Source organism: Ensifer adhaerens (assembly GCF_000697965.2).
In the GTDB taxonomy this organism is placed as follows: domain Bacteria; phylum Pseudomonadota; class Alphaproteobacteria; order Rhizobiales; family Rhizobiaceae; genus Ensifer; species Ensifer adhaerens.
In genome coordinates, this window is record NZ_CP015880.1 from 1516910 (window position 1) to 1536376 (window position 19467).

The following is a 19467-nucleotide window of genomic DNA, read 5'->3' on the forward strand; positions in this document are numbered from 1 at the left end:
CGTGATCTATCGATGAAACTTTGAGCAACCTCGCCCTTGCGTCTGGCTCTTTGCCCGACGGTATTCTATTTCCGGATTCCTCCCCCCCGATCTTCGGTTGCGGCCCGGAGCCGCATTGACTGCCAGGAATCTGCCATGCTGACCGCGAATGCGAGCCCGATACCGTTGACGACCGACAATTCCTGGCGGACGCACTATCGCGCGAGCTTCTATCTGGGCGTGCCGTTCATCGGTGCGCAGCTTGCGCAGCTCGCGATCAACACGACGGACGTCCTGATGGTCGGTAAGCTCGGCGCCACCGAGCTCGCGGCGATCATCCTCGCGACCCAGATGTATTTCACCGTCTATGTTTTCGGCAACGGATTTGCCAATGCGGTGGTGCCGATGGCAGCACAGGCCGTCGGCCGTGGCGACAAGGTTTCGGTGCGCCGCTCGGTGCGCATGGGCATGTGGGTGGTGATGCTCTACGGCCTGTTGACCGCGCCGATCCTCTGGATGGCCGAGCCGATCCTGCTATTTGCCGGCCAACAGCCCAAGGTCGCAGCCCTTGCAGGAGAATATGTCCGCATCGCGCAATGGGCGATCTTCCCCGGTCTCATCTTCATGGTGCTGAGGGCCTTCCTAAGTGGCCTGGAGAGGGCAGGGATCATTCTCTATGTCACGCTGGCGACGCTCGTGCTCAATGCCGCGCTCTGCTACGTGCTGATCTTCGGCCACTTCGGCTTCCCGAAACTCGGAATCTTCGGTGCGGCGGTCGCAGCGCTTGGCGTTGCCGTGCTCGGCGCGGCGTTGACGATCGGCTATATCAAGAGCAAGCCGGAGCTCAACCAGTACGAACTCTTCGTCCGCTTCTGGCGGCCCGACTGGGTCGCCTTCCGCGAAGTCGTTTTTCTCGGAATTCCGATTTCGCTGACGATCCTTGCCGAGGTCAGCCTGTTCACCGTCGCCTCGCTGCTGATGGGCACGATCGGCACGGTCGAGCTTGCGGCGCACGGCATCGCGCTGCAATTCGCCTCGATGGCCTTCATGATCCCGCTCGGGCTTGCGCAGGCCGCCACGGTGCGGGTCGGGCTTGCCTATGGCCGCGGTGACCTCCTGGGCGTTCGGCGCGCGGCGATCGCTTCGCTGGTGCTCGGCGCCGGCTTTGCCATTGTCGGCAGCGCCATCTTCGCATTCTTCCCCAGCCAACTGGCTGCCCTTTATCTCGACACAGCCCGTCCGGACGCTGCGGCGGTGCTTGCCTTCGCGGCTCCGCTCATTGTCATTGCCGGTGCGTTTCAGCTCGTCGATGGCATGCAGGCGATCGCCGCCGGCATGCTGCGCGGCCTGAAGGACACCAAGGTGCCGATGCTGCTGGCGATGGTTTCTTATTGGCCGATCGGCTTCGTCTGCGCCTGGCTCTTTGCCTTTCCCTTCAATTTCGGCGGGATCGGCGTGTGGTTCGGCTTCGTCCTCGGGCTTGCAGCCGCCGCGGTGCTGTTGAACTGGCGCTTCTTCCGGATGCTCGGCGAGATAACGGCGAAGGCTGCCGCCAAGGGCGCCTGACTTGGGGCGAAGAAGAGCAAAGAAAAAGCCGGACGGGCAGGGGATGCCGTCCGGCTTACAATGGCGTCGCCTCAGGGGAAGGGAACGACGGCCGCTTACTACCACGCTTCGTTTTACGAAGCTTTGGAACTGCTAGACGTTAAAGCCGTCGAGCCGTTCCGAACCCTGGCGATCGCGCTGGAGGTCGCGTATCGTCCGGGCAAAGTCGATCAAGAATACGAGACTGATGACCGCTGCCGCGATCATGAATAGGGTGGCCATAGTGCCCTCCATCAACGGAAGATTTTCTGTGTCGCGTAGCGGTCGCGCCGGTCACGGGACTCGTTGCGCAGTCCATGTATCGTCGCAAAGATCATCGCGAAAAACATCGCCATCGAAAACAGAGCAAGTCCCATAGCCGTAATCCTTTCGCATCCTAAACGGCAGTACGTTCAAAAAAGTTCCGTTGTTACTGGCACTACACTTAACGTCTTTGCTGTGAAGCACCGTTGAACATGGCATTCATCTAGCATTCATTCTTTCTGTCCCGCTGTTTCCCAGGGAACAGGGTCAACCGCCGTACAACTCTTGCGATCTGTCGCCGTCCGTGACAAAAGGCTTCACCAAACGGAAACAGGTGCGATGACCACGGCATTTTATCCCGGCTCCTTCGATCCGATGACGAACGGGCATCTCGATGTGCTCGTGCAGGCGCTGAACGTGGCGGCGAAAGTCATTGTCGCGATCGGCATCCACCCCGGCAAAGCACCTCTCTTCTCCTTCGACGAACGCGCCGAGCTCATCCGCCGCTCGCTCCACGAATTTCTGCCGGACAGGGCAGGCGACATCGATGTCGTTTCCTTCGACAATCTGGTCGTCGACGCGGCGCGAGAGCGCGGCGCAAAGCTGCTTGTGCGCGGCCTTCGCGATGGCACCGACCTCGACTACGAGATGCAGATGGCCGGGATGAACCGGCAGATGGCGCCGGATATCCAGACCTTGTTCTTGCCGGCGGGCACGGCATCACGGCCCATTACGGCCACATTGGTCCGCCAGATCGCGGCCATGGGCGGCGACGTCAGTGCCTTCGTGCCCAAGTCCGTCTACGAAGCACTGCAGGCCAAACGCCGTACCTGACGGGCGGCCCCAAATTCACCACGCAGGGAGAAACCATGAAAATCCTCCACCTCGCATTTGCCGGCGCCATCGCGCTTGCCTCCTTCACGGGCACGGCGCTTGCGCAAGCGGCCGACAACTTCATCACCATCACGCTCAAGGATGGTCCGGTCGTCGTCGAACTCAGGCCTGACATCGCGCCGAAGCATGTCGAGCAGATCAAGGCGCTGGCCGCGGCCGGTGAATACGACAACGTCGCTTTCCATCGCGTGATCAAGGGCTTCATGGCGCAGACCGGCGACGTGCAGTATGGCGACATGGAAAACGGCTACCAGCCGCAGGCTGCCGGCACCGGCGGTTCGTCGCGTCCGGACGTCCCGGCAGAGTTCTCCGACGTCCCGTTTGAACGCGGCACGGTCGGCATGGCCCGCTCGCAGGACCCGAACAGCGCGAATTCGCAGTTCTTCATCATGTTCGCCCCGGGCGACTTCCTCAACGGCCAGTACACGGTCGTCGGCAAGGTCGTCTCCGGCATGGAGAATGTCGACAAGATCAAGCTCGGCGACGACGCCAACAACGGCTCCGTCACCGATCCCGACCGCATGATCAGCGTCAAGGTCGGCAAGTAAAATCAACAGAAGGAGAAAACCCATGGCCGAGATCAAGGATCCGGAAAACACGATCATCCTGGAGACCACCAAGGGCAAAGTCGTCATCGAGCTTCTGCCCGACGTCGCTCCGGGGCATGTCGCTCGCATCAAGGAACTGGCCCGCGAAGGCGCCTATGACGGCGTGGTATTCCACCGCGTGATCGAGGACTTCATGGCCCAGACCGGCGACGTGCAGTACGGCAAGACCGGCGGCGAGCACTTCAACCCGGCCCGCGCCGGCATGGGCGGGTCCTCAAAGCCGGACCTGAAGGCCGAATTCTCGAACGTCAGCCACGTTCGCGGCACGTGCTCGATGGCCCGTAGCCAGATGCCGAACTCGGCCAACTCGCAGTTCTTCATCTGCTTCACCGACGCGCCGTGGCTCAACAAGCAGTACTCTGTCTGGGGCCAGGTCATCGAAGGCATGGACAACATCGACAAGATCAAGCGCGGCGAGCCGGTGCGCGATCCCGATACGATCGTCACGATGCGGGTTGCCGCAGACGCCTGATTTGCGCTAATGCACGAACCCGCCCCGGTCGCCAACTGCGCCGGGGCGGGTTTGCTTTTGTCTGAAGATAACAATGCGCGTAGAGCTGTTCGACTTCGACCTCCCGGAAACTTCGATTGCGCTTCGGCCCGCAAGCCCGCGCGACAGCGCCCGTATGCTCGTGGTGCGCCCCGATGGCGCCGACGTTCTTGCGGACAGGGGCGTGCTCGACCTGCCGTCGTTCCTGAGGGAAGGCGACGCGCTTGTCTTCAACGACACCAAGGTGATCCCGGCGCAGCTCGAAGGCATCCGCCGCCGCGGCGAGGAGATCGCGACGCAAGTTTCGCTGACGCTGCATATGCGGGTCGCACCCGACCGCTGGAAGGCTTTCGCCCGCCCGGCACGACGCCTCAAGGTCGGCGACCGCATTGCCTTCGGCCACGGTGGCTCAAGCTGCTTTCTCGGAACGCTCGACGCGACCGTCGAGGAAAAGGGCGATGCCGGCGAAGTGACGCTGCGCTTCGATCTCTCGGGTCCCTCGCTTGACGAGGCGATCATGGCGGTCGGCCACATTCCCTTGCCGCCTTACATCGCCTCCAAGCGCGCCGAGGATGCGCAGGACCGCGCCGACTACCAGACCATGTATGCCCGAGAGGAGGGCGCCGTTGCGGCGCCGACCGCCGGTCTGCATTTCACCGACCGTCTTTTCGCCAAGCTCGACGAGGCCGGCATCGAGCGCCACTTCGTGACGTTGCATGTGGGTGCGGGCACGTTCCTGCCGGTCAAGGCTGATGATACCGACGACCACGTGATGCACCAGGAGATCGGCCACGTCGATGCCCGGACCGCCGAGAGGCTGAACGCCGTCAAGGCGAGGGGCGGGCGCATCGTCTGCGTCGGCACGACCTCGCTGCGGTTGATCGAAAGCGCCACCTCGGAAGACGGCACGGTCAAGTCCTGGTCCGGTCCGACGGGTATCTTCATCACGCCCGGCTACCGCTTCCGCGCGGTGGACATGCTGATGACCAATTTCCATCTGCCGAAATCAACGCTGTTCATGCTGGTTTCGGCCTTCAGCGGCCTGGACACGATGCGCGCGGCCTACGCGCATGCGATCGAAACCGGCTACCGCTTCTATTCCTATGGCGACGCCAGCCTGCTTTTCCGGAAAGACTAAATGACCGAGACCTTCCAGTTCAAGCTACACAAGACCGACGGCAAGGCCCGTCGCGGCGAAGTGTCCATGCCGCGCGGCACCATCCGCACACCGGCCTTCATGCCCGTCGGTACCGTCGGCACGGTCAAGGCGATGTATCTCGACCAGGTGAAGGATCTTGGCGCCGACATCATTCTCGGCAATACCTACCACCTGATGCTGCGCCCAGGCGCCGAACGCGTTGCGCGGCTCGGCGGTCTGCATGGCCTGATCCGCTGGCAGGGCCCGATCCTGACGGATTCGGGCGGCTTCCAGGTCATGTCGCTGGCGGGCCTTCGCAAGCTCGACGAGCAGGGCGTCACCTTCAAGAGCCACGTCGATGGCGCGCTCTTCCATATGTCGCCGGAGCGCTCGATCGAGATTCAAGGCTTGCTCGACAGCGACATCCAGATGCAGCTCGACGAATGCGTGGCGCTGCCGGCCGAGCCAAAGGAAATCGAGCGCGCGATGGAAATGTCGCTGCGTTGGGCCGAGCGCTGCAAGGTCGCCTTCGGCGACCAGCCGGGCAAGGCGATGTTCGGCATCGTGCAGGGCGGCGATATCCCGAAGCTGCGCGAACGCTCGGCTGAAGCACTGAAGGGCCTCGATCTCAAGGGCTATGCGGTGGGCGGTCTCGCCGTCGGCGAGCCGCAGGAGGTGATGCTGCGCATGCTCGACATTACCTGCCCGATCATGCCGGTGGACAAGCCCCGTTACCTGATGGGCGTCGGCACGCCAGACGACATCCTGCGGTCGGTCGCCGAGGGCATCGACATGTTCGACTGCGTGATGCCGACTCGCTCGGGACGCCACGGCCTCGCGTTCACGCGCCACGGCCGCATCAACCTGCGCAATGCCCGCCACGCCGAAGACATGCGTCCGCTCGACGAGCAATCCTCTTGCCCTGCGACGCGCGACTATTCGCGTGCCTATCTGCACCATCTGATCCGCTCGAACGAATCGCTCGGCGGCATGCTGCTCAGCTGGAACAATCTGGCCTACTATCAGGAACTGATGGCCGGAATTCGCCTGGCGATCGAAGAAGGTCGCTTCGCTGATTTCATGGCCGAAACGCAGGAAACCTGGCGGCGAGGGGACCTTCCCCCGGTCTGATGGCCGCCAGCGGACCGGTGTCTCAGATGGCCGGTCCCGACGCCGACTGCAAAATCATCACGCCGTTGATCTTGTAGCTGCCATCCGGCTGTTTCACGAGTTCGTAAACTGCGGTCCAGTCCTTGCCGTCTGGCGCCGAGATCAGAACTTCCTGCAGCACCTGGTCGCCAACCACCTTCGATCGACCAAAAGCAAAGTTGCCGGGCCGGTAGACGGGCTGGTAGCCGCGCTTCACCATCTCGAAGAAGCTTGCCTTGTCGGGAAACTTGCTGCGGATCGCGGGTGAAGCGAAGGAGTAGGCGGTCTCGGCATCATCCTGCAGAAAGGCAGTGATCTGTTCCCGTATGATCGTTCGCGCCGTATCGACGGGTTCCTCCGCACAAGCGGCAGTCGCGGCTGCCAGTTGTGCCACCATACCGAGGGCAATCGCAAAGCTCCTGAACATCGTCGATCTCCATAGCCGCAATGAAAGACCATAGGACAGTCGCGGCTTTTGGAAACAGGAGCTTTGGTGACAGCTTCAGATAATGGCTCAGATCTGTCTATGTAAATCGTGTTAATTCAATTTGTTGTCTGGTGATATGAAAGCCAGATCTCAGATATCATAAGTTGGTGATGTCCGCGTAATGGCGTGCTCAGACTGGCGGCGGCGATCTAGTTGAACGTTGTCGCCATCCATTCCTGCCATTTCGGCTCGCTGTCTTTCGCGCGCGCCTTGGCACCGTCTCCATAGTGATAGAGCGCGATGCTGGCATTGGTGCCTTCGCCGGTCGAGTAGCTTCCGAAGAGCGCGATGCCGGCGCCGGGTTCCTTCAGGCGCAGCAGCAGATAGCGTTGCTTGGTGTCCTGCTGTACCCGTTCGACGATGCCGGCAAGGCGTTCGGGCCGTGGTGGCGTGCTGCGCTCCTCGCCGACATTGGCGCCGAGAAGTCCCAGCGCTTCGGTCAGGCGTTCCCAGACTCTTGCCTGCGGTTCCCCGGTTGAAACCATGGCGAAGCTGCTGACCGCCTTCTCGCCGGCGAAATGTACGAGATAGATCTTCAGGATCTCGAAGAACGCCGGCCATCCGCCCTCGAAGCCTTCCAACTGGTCGTCCCAGTCGTCATTCGCTGTGAACAGCGAATGCACCATGCGCAGCACGCAGCGATCGCCGGAACGCGCCGTGACGGTGATTTCGGTTGCGACCGGCGGCGCGCCCTCGCTCCACTCGCGTTCCACATAGGCAAAGCGGGCAGGCGGCTCCCAATGCGTCACCTCGCCGGTCGAGCTGCCGTTCGGACCGAAGTCGAAGGCGATCTTGCCTCCGACCCGCTCATCGATTTCCGTCTTGGTGAACCAGGCATTGTTGCCGCTGCCGGTTGCGATCGCCTGCCAGACCTCTTCGGGCGAGCCGGGCAAGATCAGTTCCATTTCAACCCAGCGCTTTCCGCTGCCATCCTTCTTGATCGGCATGGGATATCCTTTCAGGAGTTGGTGTCGTCGGGTTCGCCCTTGGCTGCGCTCTCGTCGCTCGGCGCAGGGTAGGAGGCGATGATGAGCCGGTGCGGCCGGGCGTCCGGCGCGCCTTCGTCGTGGTAGCGCGCGGCGAGCGCGCTCACCGCCTGGGCGAGATCGGCGGTAAAGGCGGCGCGCTCCGCAGGCGAACGAAAGTTGATCACGGTGTCGATCGACAGCGTCGCCAGGCGCTTGTCCTGCGTACGGGCGCTGCGCAGCAGTCCGCCGACCTCACGGACCATGCGAGCCGCCAGTGCGACCAGATAGCTCGCAGACAGGCGATCGCTGCTCCGCCCGGGGTCGGCAGCAATCGGCCCCAGCGCCGCCGGCGAAACTACATAGGACGTGGCGGTTGCGACCATCAGGCGCTCGGTCAACCCGCCCCAGCGGCGTTGCTCTGCCGGTTCTATCAGTTTGTGCTCTTCGAGCGCACGCAGATGGTAGTTGACCTTCTGGCGCGTCAGCCCCACCCGCACAGCCAGCGCGGCAGCCGATGCGGGCGCGGCAAGTTCCGCCAGCAAACGGGCCTTGATCGGCTCCAGGGCAAGTGCGGCGGCGGCCGGCGCGTCTATGACATCGAGATCGAGCATGGTGCAATCATCGCCTTGACAGATTTTTTTGTCAAGGCGATGATTGCACCTAATGCGGGTAGGGGAATGCCGAGTGCCCGCTGGCATGCGCGACCTCAGCTTTGCGGAGCCTTCCAACCATTCAGGCTCGCCCAATGGAGCCAGCTATGCGGAAAGGCGCTGAGCCGGGTTAGGTTCCCGGTTGAGCTTCTCCACGCGACGCGACGCTAACGTTTGCCGACCGCTTGGCAGGTCGTCGTTTTTCTCTGAATGTCACCACCCAAGGTAGCGGGAGGCAATGTATCGATGGAAGCGCGCCGATGAATGCCGGAACGATCGATGATGAAAGACGAACCTGATCCATTGGCCTACATGGAAGAGCGTGCCGCGTTTGGGACGGCTTGAGCGCCAGGGGCGTGCTGCAAGTGACGAGCGCGCGCCTTGCGCAAACGTTGGAAAGAGGGTCGCATGTCATCCTTGAACCCGCCCGACCACATGCAATGTGGCAGCCAAGTTGAACTGTCCGCTTTGGCGCAAAGTTAAAATGTCAATTTGGGCGGCGCGTCGTCAGCCATTTAGACATGCGACACTCGACATCTCCGTTGGCGCTGAGGCAAGCCCCCGACCGAACCGGCTGGACCGGGTTGCAAGGGAAGGGAGGGGGCGGATGAGACGCACCCATCGGCTTTAGCTTGGACAGTTGAAGCAGCCGGTCATTCCGCCGCATCGAGGTCAGAGAGCGCCTGTCGCCGCCGGGCAATGACCGCAGGATCGTTCATGAAATCCTTCCGACGTCCCGGGCCGCGCGCGCGTCGAACGTAGCCGTTCTTCTCGCTGTTCGTCTTCACGGCGGGCTTCGTCTGCTGCTCCTGACGTTCCTTGATGTAGGTCAGGAGTTCACCGAGCCGCTTGTTCTCGGTGATCGCCGCATGCGTCACCCGCTGGTCCTTGTCGAACACCCGGTAGGGTAGGGAATGCCCCTTCCAACGCACATCCAGCCTGCCGTCGGCAAGCGCGTAGGTCTCGACATAGCGACCGACCAGCCCGCGCGTCACCTCGGTCTCTTCCAGCATGATCCGCTGGCGCTCGTACGAAAACGTCAACTGGGCACCGACATAACGCTGCTCACGTTTGCATAGCACGTCGCGCAGCCGATCCGGGGCAAGGTTCAGCGGCCGATGCAGATCATCAGATCGGGCAGGGGTAATGGCAAACTGGCGGTTATAGCGCTCCATGAACCGAGGCAGGAAAGCGTTGCCGTCGTCCATGCCGCAGACGCCCTCCAGACGCAGATCCTTAATCAACCGGTCCTGTAGCGTCCGGTTCATCCGCTCGACCCGGCCCTTGGCTTGACTCGAGTTTGCGCAAAGAATCTCGATGTTTAACTCGCAAAGTGCACGCCCGAACTGGGTCATGCCTTGGCCGCCCTTGGCATCCTTCTTCGCAACCCGGAACACCGAATGCTTGTCGGAATAGAAGGCGACGGGAGCACCATGCGCCTTCAGATAGAGTTCCAGCGCCTCGAAATAGCTGAACGCACTTTCCGAGCGCACAAACCGCAACTGCATCAGCTTGCCGGTCGCATCATCGATGAACACCAGCAATGAACATGGATCGCCGCGATCTTCGAACCAGCGATGCTCGGAACCGTCGATCTGAACCAACTCGCCGTAGGCCTCGCGCCGCAGCCGCGGCTGATGGAACGTCCGTCGCTGCTTGCGCGACAGCCACAAGCCGGCCTCCGACATCCATTGGCGCAAGGTCTCGCGCGACACCGTCAGACCATCACGCTCCGCAAGCTTCTCGGCCGCCAGCGTCGGACCAAAGTCGGCATAACGCTCGTGCACGATCGTCATGGCGTAATCGCGTACGCCGTCGCAGATCCGGTTGTTCGATGGCCGGCCGATCGCCTGGTGCCGGATCGACGCCGCACCGCCAGTGCTGATCCGCTCCAGCAACCGGCGAACCTGGCGGGTGCTCAGCTCAAGCACATGTGCCGCCGACACCAACGTCATGCGTCCGGCGATCACCTTCGACAAAACCTCAATCCGCTGCAGATCGCGCTCGCTCATCGCAATCAATCCCATCCGCAATCTCCCAGGTCATCAAAACCCGGGGAGAGTGACATTCCAACTTTGCAGGATCAGGACACTTTAACTTTGCGGCTACATGCAAAGATCACATAAGATAGATTATGGAACTAATGTATATGCCGGAAAGCATGGATTGCGGCTGAACGTTGCCTTGGCGAGCTTGACCCGGCCTTTCCAGCCTGCTTAGCGTTCCCGAACCAAACACCTCATTTTCAAGGCCAGATGTGATGAGCGAATTGCGCGTTCTTTCAGATGCTTTCATTCCGGAACTGCCAAACCGCTACAAAGGCAAAGTTCGCGAAAACTACGACCTGCCCGATGGCCACCGCATCATCATCGCGACGGACCGCCTCAGCGCCTTCGACGTCATCCTGACGTCGATCCCGAACAAGGGTCACGTGCTGACGCAGACGGCGCGCTACTGGTTCGAGGAAACCGCCGACATCTGCCCGAACCATGTGGTCAGCTATCCGGACCCCAATGTCGTCATCGGCAAGCGGCTCGACATCCTGCCGGTCGAGGTCGTCGTGCGCGGTTATCTCGCCGGAACGACCAGCACCTCGATCCTGACGAAATACCGCAACGGCGAGCGCGAGATGTACGGCATCACCCTGCCGGACGGAATGCGCGACAATGAGAAGCTTCCCCAGGCAATTATCACGCCCACCAGCAAGGCTTTCGACGGCGGCCATGACGAGCCGCTTTCGGTCGAAGCGATCCTCGAGCAAGGACTGCTGACGAAGGAACAGCTCGATACCGTCTGGCAATATGCGCTTGCGCTGTTTGCCCGCGGTCAAGAGCGCGCCGCCGAACGCGGCCTGATCCTCGTCGACACCAAATACGAGTTTGGAACCGACGAAAACGGCACGATCATTCTCGCCGACGAGATCCACACACCCGACAGCAGCCGCTACTGGATCGCCGACAGCTACCAGGAAAGCTTCGAGCGCGGCGAACGTCCCAGGAGTTTCGACAAGGATTTCGTCCGTGCCTGGGTCACTGCGCGCTGCGATCCCTACAAGGATCCGATCCCGGAAATTCCACTTGATCTCATCGAGCAGACCTCGGCAGTCTATATCGAAGCCTTCGAAAAGATCACCGGCCAGCGCTTCGTTCCGGATCTGTCGGGTGCGACGGTTCTGGATCGCATTCGCGCCAACCTGACGGCATATTTCTCGAAATAAATCAGTATATTAGAGATTTATTCTAATCTGATTTAGGCGCCGAGCGTAGGATCATCGACATCGAATTCGAGCCGCATCAGGTCGTATGCCGGTTCGATATGATCAGGCGTCTCGCCTTGCACCGTGTCGTAATCCAGCGGCACGTGCATGTGTGTCAGCACCGCCCGCTTCGGCTTGAGGCGCTCGATCCAGCCGAGCGATTGCACCAGCGACAGATGGCTCGGGTGGAACTTGTACTGCAGCGTATCGATCACCAGCAGATCGAGGTCGCCGAGCTTGGCAATGGTCTCGGCCGGAAAATCGCTGACATCGCTGCAATAGGCAAAGTCGCCGATGCGGAAGCCCAGAGAATGAATATTGCCGTGAAACTGCATCAGCGGCCGGAACGCGATCGGCCCGCCGGCGCCTGATATCACCACCGGCGACAGATCATCGGCAATGATGTGCGGCTCGACGATCGGTGGATAGCCGCTGCCTGGCGGTGATTCCAGGCAATAACCAAACCCCTCGCGAATACGGCCCATCGTATAGGCATCGGCCCAGATCGGCACCCGTCTGCGGTTTTCGATGACGTAACCGCGCAAGTCGTCGATCCCGTGCAGATGGTCGGCATGGGAATGGGTATAGATCACCGCATCGATGTGGCGCACGTCCGTTGCGACCATCTGCGCACGAAAATCCGGCCCGGTGTCGATGACGACGGTCGTCTTGCCGCCGTCGGGCGCGATTTGCTCGACGAGCAAGGCCGCGCGCATGCGCCGGTTTTTCGGATTGTCAGGATTGCAGGCGCCCCAGTCCCCGGTAATGCGCGGCACGCCTGGTGACGAGCCGCAGCCGAGGATGGTGAAAGTGCGCCGGAACGCCACGTCAGAGCCTCGGCATCTTGGAGAAGACGCGGAAGGCATTCTCCGTGGTGATCCTTGCAATCTCCTCAGTGGTCACGCCGATCGTCTCGGCAAGCACGGCTGCCGTATGGGCAACGTAAGCCGGCTCGTTGCGCTTGCCGCGGAACGGCTTCGGCGCGAGGTACGGCGCGTCGGTTTCGACGATCATCCGGTCATGCGGCACGGTCTTGGCGATTTCACGCAGCTCTTCGGATTTCGGGAAAGTCAGGATGCCCGAAAAGGACACGTAGCCGCCGAGCTCCACGCCGACACGGGCGAGCTCCGGACCGGAAGAGAAGCAGTGCAGAAGGAAAGGGAAGGCCCCCTTCCCGGTTTCCTCGGTCAGGATCGCCGCCATGTCCTCATCGGCCGAGCGGCTGTGAATGACGAGCGGCAGGCCGGTCTCGCGGGCAGCCGCAATGTGACGACGCAGGCCCTCGACCTGGGCCTCGCGCGGCGCATTGTCATAGAAGTAATCAAGACCCGCCTCGCCGATCGCCACCACCTTCGGATGGGCCGAAAGCCGCACGAGATCCTCGGTGGTGATATCAAGCTCCTCGTCGGCGTTGTGCGGATGGGTGCCGACGGAACAGAAGACGTTCGGATAGGCCTCGGCGATCGCAAGGATCGTCTCGAACCGCTTCACGCGGGTCGAGATCGTGATCATCTGCCCGACACCGGCCTCGCGCGCCCGCGCGACGATTGCGTCGCGCTCCGCTTCGAAATCGGGGAAGTCCAGATGGCAATGGGTATCGATCAGCATGCTCAAGATGCCTTACTGCGCTTCGGGTGCCACATAGCGCGGGAAGACCGGCTTCGGCGCCTCGAGCGGCGTGCCCGAGGCGAGACGTCCGGCCTCGCCGAGCGCTGCGAAGTCGCGCTTGTCGGCGGGTGCAGCCACCAGGTCGAGCAGCTTCGCCGAGGATTCCGGCATGAACGGCTGAAGCAGGATTGCGATCTGGCGCACGACTTCGGCCGTCACGTAAAGCACTGTGCCCATGCGCGCTGGATCGGTCTTTTTCAGCGCCCAGGGCTCCTGGCCGGCGAAGTAGCGGTCGGTCTCGGAGACGACGGCGATGATCGCCGCCAGCGCCCGGTGGATCATCTGCTTACCCATCTCGTCGCGCGTGATCTCGTGCAGCGCGTCGGCGGCGGCCAGCATCGCTTTGTCTTCGTCGGTCAGGGGGCCGCACACGGGCACCTGGCCGTCGCAGTTCTTGACGATCATCGACAGCGAGCGGCTCGCCAGGTTGCCGATGCCGTTGGCAAGGTCGGAATTGATGCGGGTCGCGATCCCTTCCTCGCTATAGCTGCCGTCCTGGCCGAACGACACCTCGCGCAGGAAGAAATAGCGGATCTGGTCGAGACCGAAATGCTCGACGAGGTTGAACGGGTCGACGACGTTGCCGAGCGACTTCGACATCTTCTCGCCCTTGTTGAGCAGGAAGCCGTGCGCGAAGACGCGCTTGGGCAGCGGCAGGCCGGCCGACATCAGGAACGCCGGCCAATAGACCGCGTGGAAGCGGATAATGTCCTTGCCGATCACATGGATGTTCGCTGGCCAGAACTTGGCGCGCGGGCCCTTGGGATCGTCGAGATAACCGGTCGCGGTGATGTAGTTCGTCAGCGCGTCGACCCAGACATACATGACATGCGCCGGATCGTTCGGCACCTTGATGCCCCAGTCGAAGGTGGTGCGCGAAACCGAGAGGTCCTTGAGGCCGGACTTCACGAAGGAGATCACTTCGTTGCGGCGCTCGGCCGGGCCGATGAAATCCGGATTCTCTTCGTAGTGCTTCAGCAGCTTGTCCTGGTATTCGGACAGCTTGAAGAAGTAGCTCTGCTCCTCGACCCACTCGACCGGCGTCCCCTGCGGGCCGTAGCGCACGCCGTCGGCGCGCAGCTCGGTCTCGTTCTCCTGATAATAGGCTTCGTCGCGCACCGAATACCAGCCGGCGTAGGAGTCCTTGTAGAGGTCGCCCGCCTCGCCCATGCGGATCCAGATGTCCTGCGACGCCTGATGGTGGCGCTGCTCGGTCGTGCGGATGAAATCGTCGTTGGACGCGTTCAGGGCCACGGCCATCTTCTGGAATTCGGCCGAATTGCGGTCGGCAAGTTCCTGCGGCGTCACGCCTTCCTTGCGCGCCGTCTGCTGCATCTTCTGCCCGTGCTCGTCCGTGCCGGTCAGGAAGAAAACCTCACGTCCGTCGAGGCGCTGGTAGCGCGCCATGGCATCCGTCGCGATCAGTTCATAGGCATGGCCGATGTGCGGCTTGCCGTTCGGGTAGGAAATCGCTGTCGTGATGTAGAAGGGGGACGTGTCTCTCATAGGCGGATTCGATCTATCTCGGATTAAGCTACGCACGCTCTTAGCGCATACGCTGTTAGGAAGAAACATGCGATCCATGAAAAGCCCGGCCGAAGCGGCCGCCGCCACCGCCCTCCTCCTTGCGCGCCCCGCGTGCAAGATTTAGAACAAACAGGAAACAAATGAAGGGGTGAGTCGTGCTGGATCAACTTGGCAGCCAATTTGAAACCGCGTCGGCCGGCTATGCCGCTGCGCACGGGATCGAGCGCGACCCCGACTGGTTCATTTTGAAGATGCAGGAGGAAATGGGGGAACTGACCCAGGCCTGGAACAAGCTGAGCGGTCGCGGGCGGTCCCAGGGGAAATCGCCGGACGACCTCCGGGCACAGATGGCCGACGAGACCGCAGACCTTCTTGGGCACGTCCTGCTCTTCGCGCAACACCACAAGCTGGACCTCCAGGCGGCGATCGAGCGAAAATGGCGTTTTCAGCCGGCGCTATAGCGCCGCTTTCATATCGTCGAGCAGCGACAGAATGGTCTGCTTTCGGTCGAGATTATAGGCATCGCTGACCGTCAGTCGCTCGGTCACGGAGGCTGACAGTCGGGCGAAGCGTTCGGCGCGCATGATATCGCCCGAAACGGCCGCCTCCCGCGCCTCGCGCATGATGCGATCGCTGGCAAGGGCCTGGAAGAAATCGAAGATCGTTTCGCTGTCCTTGCCGGCGAGGGCATCGGCGAGCTTGTGCATGTTTTTCCGGACAGACGGTCCCTGCCCTGCAAGGATGCCCTCGAAGGTTGCCGCGATTTCCAGTCCGCCATAGTTGATCAGCTTCAGCGCCTCGGCGACGCTGCCGCTGGCGGCTGCGATGATGCGCCCGGCATTCTCGCCCTCGAGATCGAAACCGAGATGGGCCAATGCCTGGCCGAGCGGTGCTGCGTCGAGCGGCTTCAGTCGCAGCGGCAGGCAGCGCGAGCGGATCGTCGGCAGCAGTTTTCCGGGTGCATGCGTCAGCACCAGGAACAGCGAGCGGCGCGGCGGTTCCTCGAGGATCTTCAGGATGGCGTTGGCCGCATTGCGATTGAGATCGTCGGCCGGATCGATGATGACGATGCGCCAATTGCCCGTGCCGGAGGTCTGGCTGAAGAACTTGCCCGCGCGCCGGACCTCGTCGACGGTGATCGCCCCCTTCGCCCTTCCCGTCTTTTCATCGATCGGGCGGGCCAGGTGCAGGAGATTGTGTGAGGCGCCGGAGGCAAGCTGCCTGCCGATCGCAGAGGTCGGGTCCGGGTCGGCAAGCGTTTCAGGCGCATCGGCCGGTTCAGGATTTTTTAGGATGTGATGGGCAAAGCGGAAGGCAAGCGTCGCCTTGCCGATCCCTTCCGGCCCTTCGATCAGGATCGCGTGGTGCCCCTTGCCGGAGCGATAGCTCTGCGCCAGGAAGGCTTCCGCCTGCTCATGGCCGAACAGGCGATTGTTCTCAGCGGGCGCAATGGCGCCATCAAGGACCCCGGCTCTTTCGCTCATGACACGGCTTCCTCGGCGGACGTGTCCGTGCCGTCGCCATGCGGCAGAAGTGCTTCGACAAGCGAAAGCACCTCGGCGGCGATGGCCTCAACCGGCTGCGTCGCATCCACCACCCGGCACCGCTCGGAATCGCGTCTGGCAATGTCGAGAAAGGCGTCGCGCCGCTTCTCGTGGGTCTCTAGCTGTTCCTTTTCGAAACGATCGGGATTGTCGTCGCCGGCGCGGCGTTGCGCCCGCTCGAGGCCGACGCTGGCGGGCAGGTCGAAGATCACGGTGCGGTCCGGCACGACACCGTCGATTGCTACCCGCTCCAGGCTTTCGACGAAGCTTTGTTCGAGATTGCCGGTGATGCCCTGGTAGACGCGCGAAGAATCCATGAAGCGGTCGCAAAGCACGATAATGCCCTTGTCGAGCGATGGCCGGATGACCTCCTCGACATGGTCGCTGCGGGCTGCGGCAAAGAGAATCGCCTCCATCCGCACTCCGAAGGATTCCGCAGCCCCCGAAAGCAGCACGTGACGCACCGCCTCGGCGCCGGGAGAACCACCCGGCTCGCGCGTCGTCAGTACCTCGTAGCCGCGGGCGCGCAGGGAATCGGCTAGCAGGCGGAGCTGCGTCGACTTGCCGGCACCTTCCCCGCCTTCGAATGTTACGAATAGACCTTTTTTCAGCGACACCATGCTTTCCCGTATCGGCATGCGATTTGGCCCTGTTTAGCCGATTGGTCCTCCGGGCGAAACCGTCAGGTGACGATTTGGAGAGGCATTCCAGTGAGCGCGGCTCAGAGCCAGAAGAAAAGCAGTTCCTGCAGGGCGTCGACCGCGCGGCTCGTCAGGGTTCCCTGCCCCACCGCGCCGGCCGTCTTGACCGGGACCTCGCGCAACAGTTTCTCGCCGTTCCACAGCTTGACGACGCCGACTTCCGTGCCGGCCGTCACCGGCGCCCGCAAGGGCCACTTGTAGACGATGCGCGCCGTCAGCCGCTCGGGATTGTTGACCGGCAGCAGCACGTCGACCGGACCACCGGCCACCAACGCGACGTGAGACGCGTCGCCGCCATAGACGGCCGCCTCGCCGATCGATTCTCCGTCGGCGAAGATCCGCTTCTTCTCGAAGGCGGTCATCGCCCAGTCGAGAACCTTGCGGCTCTCCTCGATGCGTTCCTTGTCGGTTTCAAGGCCGCCCATCGCGAGATAAACGCGGCGGTCACCGCGTTGCAGCGACGCGGCGAGCGAAAAGCCGAAACCTTCGGCAAAGCCCGTTGCCAGGCCGTCCACGCCGATATTGGCGGAGATCAGCGGGTTCTTGTTGCGTTGGAGGATCTTGTTCCATTCGAATTCCGGCTGCGAATAGAGCCGGTAGAGATCGGGATGCGCTTCGTGCAGGTGGCGGACGAGCGTCACCAGTTCGCTCATTGTGATCTTGTTGCCGGGATCGGGCAGCCCGGTCGCGTTGCGGAAGGTCGCGACCGGCATGCCGAGTTCGCGCGCGCGCGCCGTCATGCGCTCGGCAAATGCACCTTCGCTGCCGGTCATGCCCTCGGCGAGAATGATGCAGGCGTCGTTGGCCAGCTGAACGGCCACGCCCTGCAGGAGATCGGCGACCCGGATGCGCGACTTCAGAGCGGCAAACATCGTCGAGGTGCCGGCCGGCGCGCCGCCGGTCCGCCACGCATGCTCCGATACGTCGTAGAGGGTTTCGGGCGAGACTTCGCCCTTGCCGAGCGCCTCGGCGACGACCTCCATGGTCATCAGCTTGGCAAGCGAGGCTGGCGGGATCGGGTCGTTTTCGGCACGCGAGAAAAGCACCGTGCCGGTTTCTGCATCGACCAGCAGGATCTGCTTTGCCTTGGTGTCGAAGGCGGGTGCCGGCGTTTGCGCGAATGCGGCGCCGGCAAACAACGCAAGGCCAAGGAAAGCGGCCGAAAGCATCTTCATGCGCATGGGAAACTCCGGTTTCCCCTCGGGCATAGCAGCGTGGTCATTTTGGCACAACGCCGAGAACTGTTAACGGGCCGAACCGTTCGTTTTCTGGCGCTTGGCGTAGTCGACGATGACTTGCGGCGTTAGCTGCTTCTTGTCGACCATGATCGCTTCGAAGGGCGATTCGGCGTCGCTGACGCGAACTTCGTAATAGGCAGCCGCATAGGCCATGTTGCCGTCGGGCATCGGAATGTACTCCGGCCGCTCGCGCGGGATCGGGCCGATTTCCGGCAGCATGACGAATTCGTTGAACGACGCCGGCTGCTGGGCAAACTGCGGCACGGGCGCGGCCATCGCGGTGACCGGTTCGCTGACGTCGAGCGACGCCTTGGCCGGCACGGTGATGGTGCCGAGGCTTTGCTTGCGGAACGGTTCGTTCGAGGCAACCATCACGCCGGTTGCAATCTGCCCTTCGGGCATGATGCTCGGGCCGCGCTGGCCCTTCTCGACATAGGACGCCATGAGGTAAGGCATGTCGTTACCTTCGAGCGGTGCGCGGCCGACATATTGCACCTTCACCTGTGCGCTGCCCTTGCGCTTGATGTCGAGCAGGTCTGCCGTTTTCGAGGAAACGTCGATGATGCGGCCGTATTCGTAGGGGCCGCGATCGTTGACGCGCACGATGACCGAGGTGCCGTTTTCCATGTTGGTGACGCGGGCGTAGCTCGGCAGCGGAAACGTCGGATGGGCGGCCGACAGATGCGCCTTGTCGTAGACTTCGCCGTTGGCGGTCAGGCGTCCGTGGAAGGCGGAGCCGTACCAGGATGCCATACCCGTCTTGTTATAGCCGAAGTCTTCCTTGGGCTGGTACCACTTGCCCTTGACCTGATAGGCCTTGCCGACCTGAAAGCGTCCGCCGCCCTTCGGGATTTTGTTGCCGGTGGCAACGCGCGGGCTCGCCTTTACGCCATAGACGGATTCAGGAAAGTACTCCTTGCTCCGCGCAGTTTTCTTGACATTCGACGTGGAGCCGCAGGCGGCAAGCGTTACGCACAGTGCCGGGATCGCCGCAAGGCGCAGTCCCTTGACCAGATATGCCGCATTTTTATTGGAGGTCATCTGTCCCACAACATCGATCGATAAAGCCGTACTCGAAACCTGCCGCTTACCCCCAGCGGAAATCTCGACGTCCCGAAACGGAACAGGTGTGTATTCATGACATCATCAAGGCAAAAATGCGAACTCATCCACAGGCCGGCTCCGCATTTCGTGAGTTATGGTTTACGGCTGGTTAACGTGATCGGGCCCGGCGCCTGCTCTTCAAAGCGGTCGAGAAAATCTTGCAGCGACGCATGTTAATTCTTGCAAAGCGCCAAGGCTTCGCGCAATAACGCCGTGCC

20 protein-coding genes are annotated in these 19467 nt (G+C 62.1%); 8 read left to right on the forward strand and 12 right to left on the reverse strand.

Annotated elements, in window-relative coordinates; all coding sequences use genetic code 11:
* Positions 1-135 precede the first annotated feature (135 nt).
* Positions 136-1545, forward strand: a complete 1410-nt coding sequence (locus FA04_RS07275) for an MATE family efflux transporter (protein WP_034791355.1) — start codon at positions 136-138, stop codon at positions 1543-1545.
* Between the two features lie 132 nt (positions 1546-1677).
* Here FA04_RS07275 and FA04_RS36350 read toward each other — a convergent pair whose 3' ends face one another.
* Positions 1678-1806: a hypothetical protein gene (locus tag FA04_RS36350; RefSeq protein ID WP_255380878.1), complete on the reverse strand. Its 129-nt coding sequence runs from the start codon at positions 1804-1806 to the stop codon at positions 1678-1680.
* A gap of 360 nt (positions 1807-2166) precedes the next feature.
* On the opposite strand from FA04_RS36350, the gene coaD reads away from it, so the two are divergent.
* From coaD to tgt, 5 genes are all read left to right on the forward strand, one after another.
* The gene (gene coaD, locus FA04_RS07280; protein ID WP_034791358.1) at positions 2167-2661 is read left to right on the forward strand and encodes a pantetheine-phosphate adenylyltransferase; all 495 of its coding nucleotides are present in this window, start codon (positions 2167-2169) and stop codon (positions 2659-2661) included.
* A 35-nt stretch (positions 2662-2696) separates the two neighbouring features.
* Entirely contained in the window at positions 2697-3269 is a 573-nt protein-coding gene (locus FA04_RS07285; protein WP_034791360.1) for a peptidylprolyl isomerase, read from the forward strand.
* 22 nt (positions 3270-3291) lie between these two features.
* Positions 3292-3801: a peptidylprolyl isomerase gene (locus tag FA04_RS07290; RefSeq protein WP_034791362.1), complete on the forward strand. Its 510-nt coding sequence runs from the start codon at positions 3292-3294 to the stop codon at positions 3799-3801.
* A 73-nt stretch (positions 3802-3874) separates the two neighbouring features.
* Positions 3875-4957, forward strand: coding sequence for a tRNA preQ1(34) S-adenosylmethionine ribosyltransferase-isomerase QueA (queA, locus tag FA04_RS07295; protein ID WP_034791364.1), 1083 nt, complete (start codon positions 3875-3877; stop codon positions 4955-4957).
* On the forward strand, positions 4958-6088 hold the full coding sequence (gene tgt / locus FA04_RS07300) for a tRNA guanosine(34) transglycosylase Tgt (protein WP_034791366.1): 1131 nt from the start codon (positions 4958-4960) through the stop codon (positions 6086-6088).
* A 22-nt stretch (positions 6089-6110) separates the two neighbouring features.
* Here tgt and FA04_RS07305 read toward each other — a convergent pair whose 3' ends face one another.
* The 4 genes from FA04_RS07305 to FA04_RS07320 all read right to left on the reverse strand — a co-directional run bounded on the left by FA04_RS07305 (position 6111) and on the right by FA04_RS07320 (position 10238).
* Positions 6111-6533 carry a DUF4864 domain-containing protein gene (locus FA04_RS07305; RefSeq protein WP_034791369.1) on the reverse strand — a complete coding sequence of 141 codons (423 nt, stop codon included), beginning with the start codon at positions 6531-6533 and terminating at the stop codon, positions 6111-6113.
* Between the two features lie 209 nt (positions 6534-6742).
* Positions 6743-7540 carry an SRPBCC family protein gene (locus FA04_RS07310; RefSeq protein WP_034791371.1) on the reverse strand — a complete coding sequence of 266 codons (798 nt, stop codon included), beginning with the start codon at positions 7538-7540 and terminating at the stop codon, positions 6743-6745.
* 11 nt (positions 7541-7551) lie between these two features.
* Positions 7552-8172, reverse strand: a complete 621-nt coding sequence (locus FA04_RS07315; RefSeq protein WP_034791373.1) for a helix-turn-helix domain-containing protein — start codon at positions 8170-8172, stop codon at positions 7552-7554.
* Between the two features lie 692 nt (positions 8173-8864).
* Positions 8865-10238: an ISNCY family transposase gene (locus FA04_RS07320; protein ID WP_034805396.1), complete on the reverse strand. Its 1374-nt coding sequence runs from the start codon at positions 10236-10238 to the stop codon at positions 8865-8867.
* Between the two features lie 233 nt (positions 10239-10471).
* On the opposite strand from FA04_RS07320, the gene FA04_RS07325 reads away from it, so the two are divergent.
* Complete coding sequence (locus FA04_RS07325; protein WP_177235797.1) at positions 10472-11428, forward strand: phosphoribosylaminoimidazolesuccinocarboxamide synthase; 957 nt, start codon at positions 10472-10474, stop codon at positions 11426-11428.
* Positions 11429-11460: 32 nt separating this feature from the next.
* Here the strand turns inward: FA04_RS07325 and FA04_RS07330 are convergent, their stop codons facing one another.
* The 3 genes from FA04_RS07330 to metG are packed head-to-tail and all read right to left on the reverse strand — an operon-like array spanning position 11461 to position 14641.
* Positions 11461-12294 carry an MBL fold metallo-hydrolase gene (locus FA04_RS07330; protein WP_034803481.1) on the reverse strand — a complete coding sequence of 278 codons (834 nt, stop codon included), beginning with the start codon at positions 12292-12294 and terminating at the stop codon, positions 11461-11463.
* A gap of 1 nt (position 12295) precedes the next feature.
* On the reverse strand, positions 12296-13075 hold the full coding sequence (locus FA04_RS07335) for a TatD family hydrolase (protein ID WP_034803483.1): 780 nt from the start codon (positions 13073-13075) through the stop codon (positions 12296-12298).
* Positions 13076-13087: 12 nt separating this feature from the next.
* Positions 13088-14641, reverse strand: coding sequence for a methionine--tRNA ligase (gene metG, locus FA04_RS07340; RefSeq protein WP_034803485.1), 1554 nt, complete (start codon positions 14639-14641; stop codon positions 13088-13090).
* Positions 14642-14817: 176 nt separating this feature from the next.
* Between metG and FA04_RS07345 the strand changes: the two genes are divergently transcribed.
* Positions 14818-15123: a nucleoside triphosphate pyrophosphohydrolase family protein gene (locus FA04_RS07345; protein ID WP_034803487.1), complete on the forward strand. Its 306-nt coding sequence runs from the start codon at positions 14818-14820 to the stop codon at positions 15121-15123.
* Here FA04_RS07345 and FA04_RS07350 read toward each other — a convergent pair.
* From FA04_RS07350 to FA04_RS07365, 4 genes are all read right to left on the reverse strand, one after another.
* The gene (locus tag FA04_RS07350) at positions 15118-16146 is read right to left on the reverse strand and encodes a DNA polymerase III subunit delta' (RefSeq protein WP_034803488.1); all 1029 of its coding nucleotides are present in this window, start codon (positions 16144-16146) and stop codon (positions 15118-15120) included. The genes FA04_RS07345 and FA04_RS07350 overlap by 6 nt on opposite strands.
* Positions 16143-16844 carry a dTMP kinase gene (tmk, locus tag FA04_RS07355; RefSeq protein WP_034803490.1) on the reverse strand — a complete coding sequence of 234 codons (702 nt, stop codon included), beginning with the start codon at positions 16842-16844 and terminating at the stop codon, positions 16143-16145. Before tmk ends, FA04_RS07350 begins: the two co-directional genes overlap by 4 nt.
* 83 nt (positions 16845-16927) lie before the next feature.
* Positions 16928-18088: a D-alanyl-D-alanine carboxypeptidase family protein gene (locus FA04_RS07360; RefSeq protein WP_034803492.1), complete on the reverse strand. Its 1161-nt coding sequence runs from the start codon at positions 18086-18088 to the stop codon at positions 16928-16930.
* A 63-nt stretch (positions 18089-18151) separates the two neighbouring features.
* On the reverse strand, positions 18152-19186 hold the full coding sequence (locus FA04_RS07365; protein ID WP_034803494.1) for a septal ring lytic transglycosylase RlpA family protein: 1035 nt from the start codon (positions 19184-19186) through the stop codon (positions 18152-18154).
* Positions 19187-19467 lie beyond the last annotated feature (281 nt).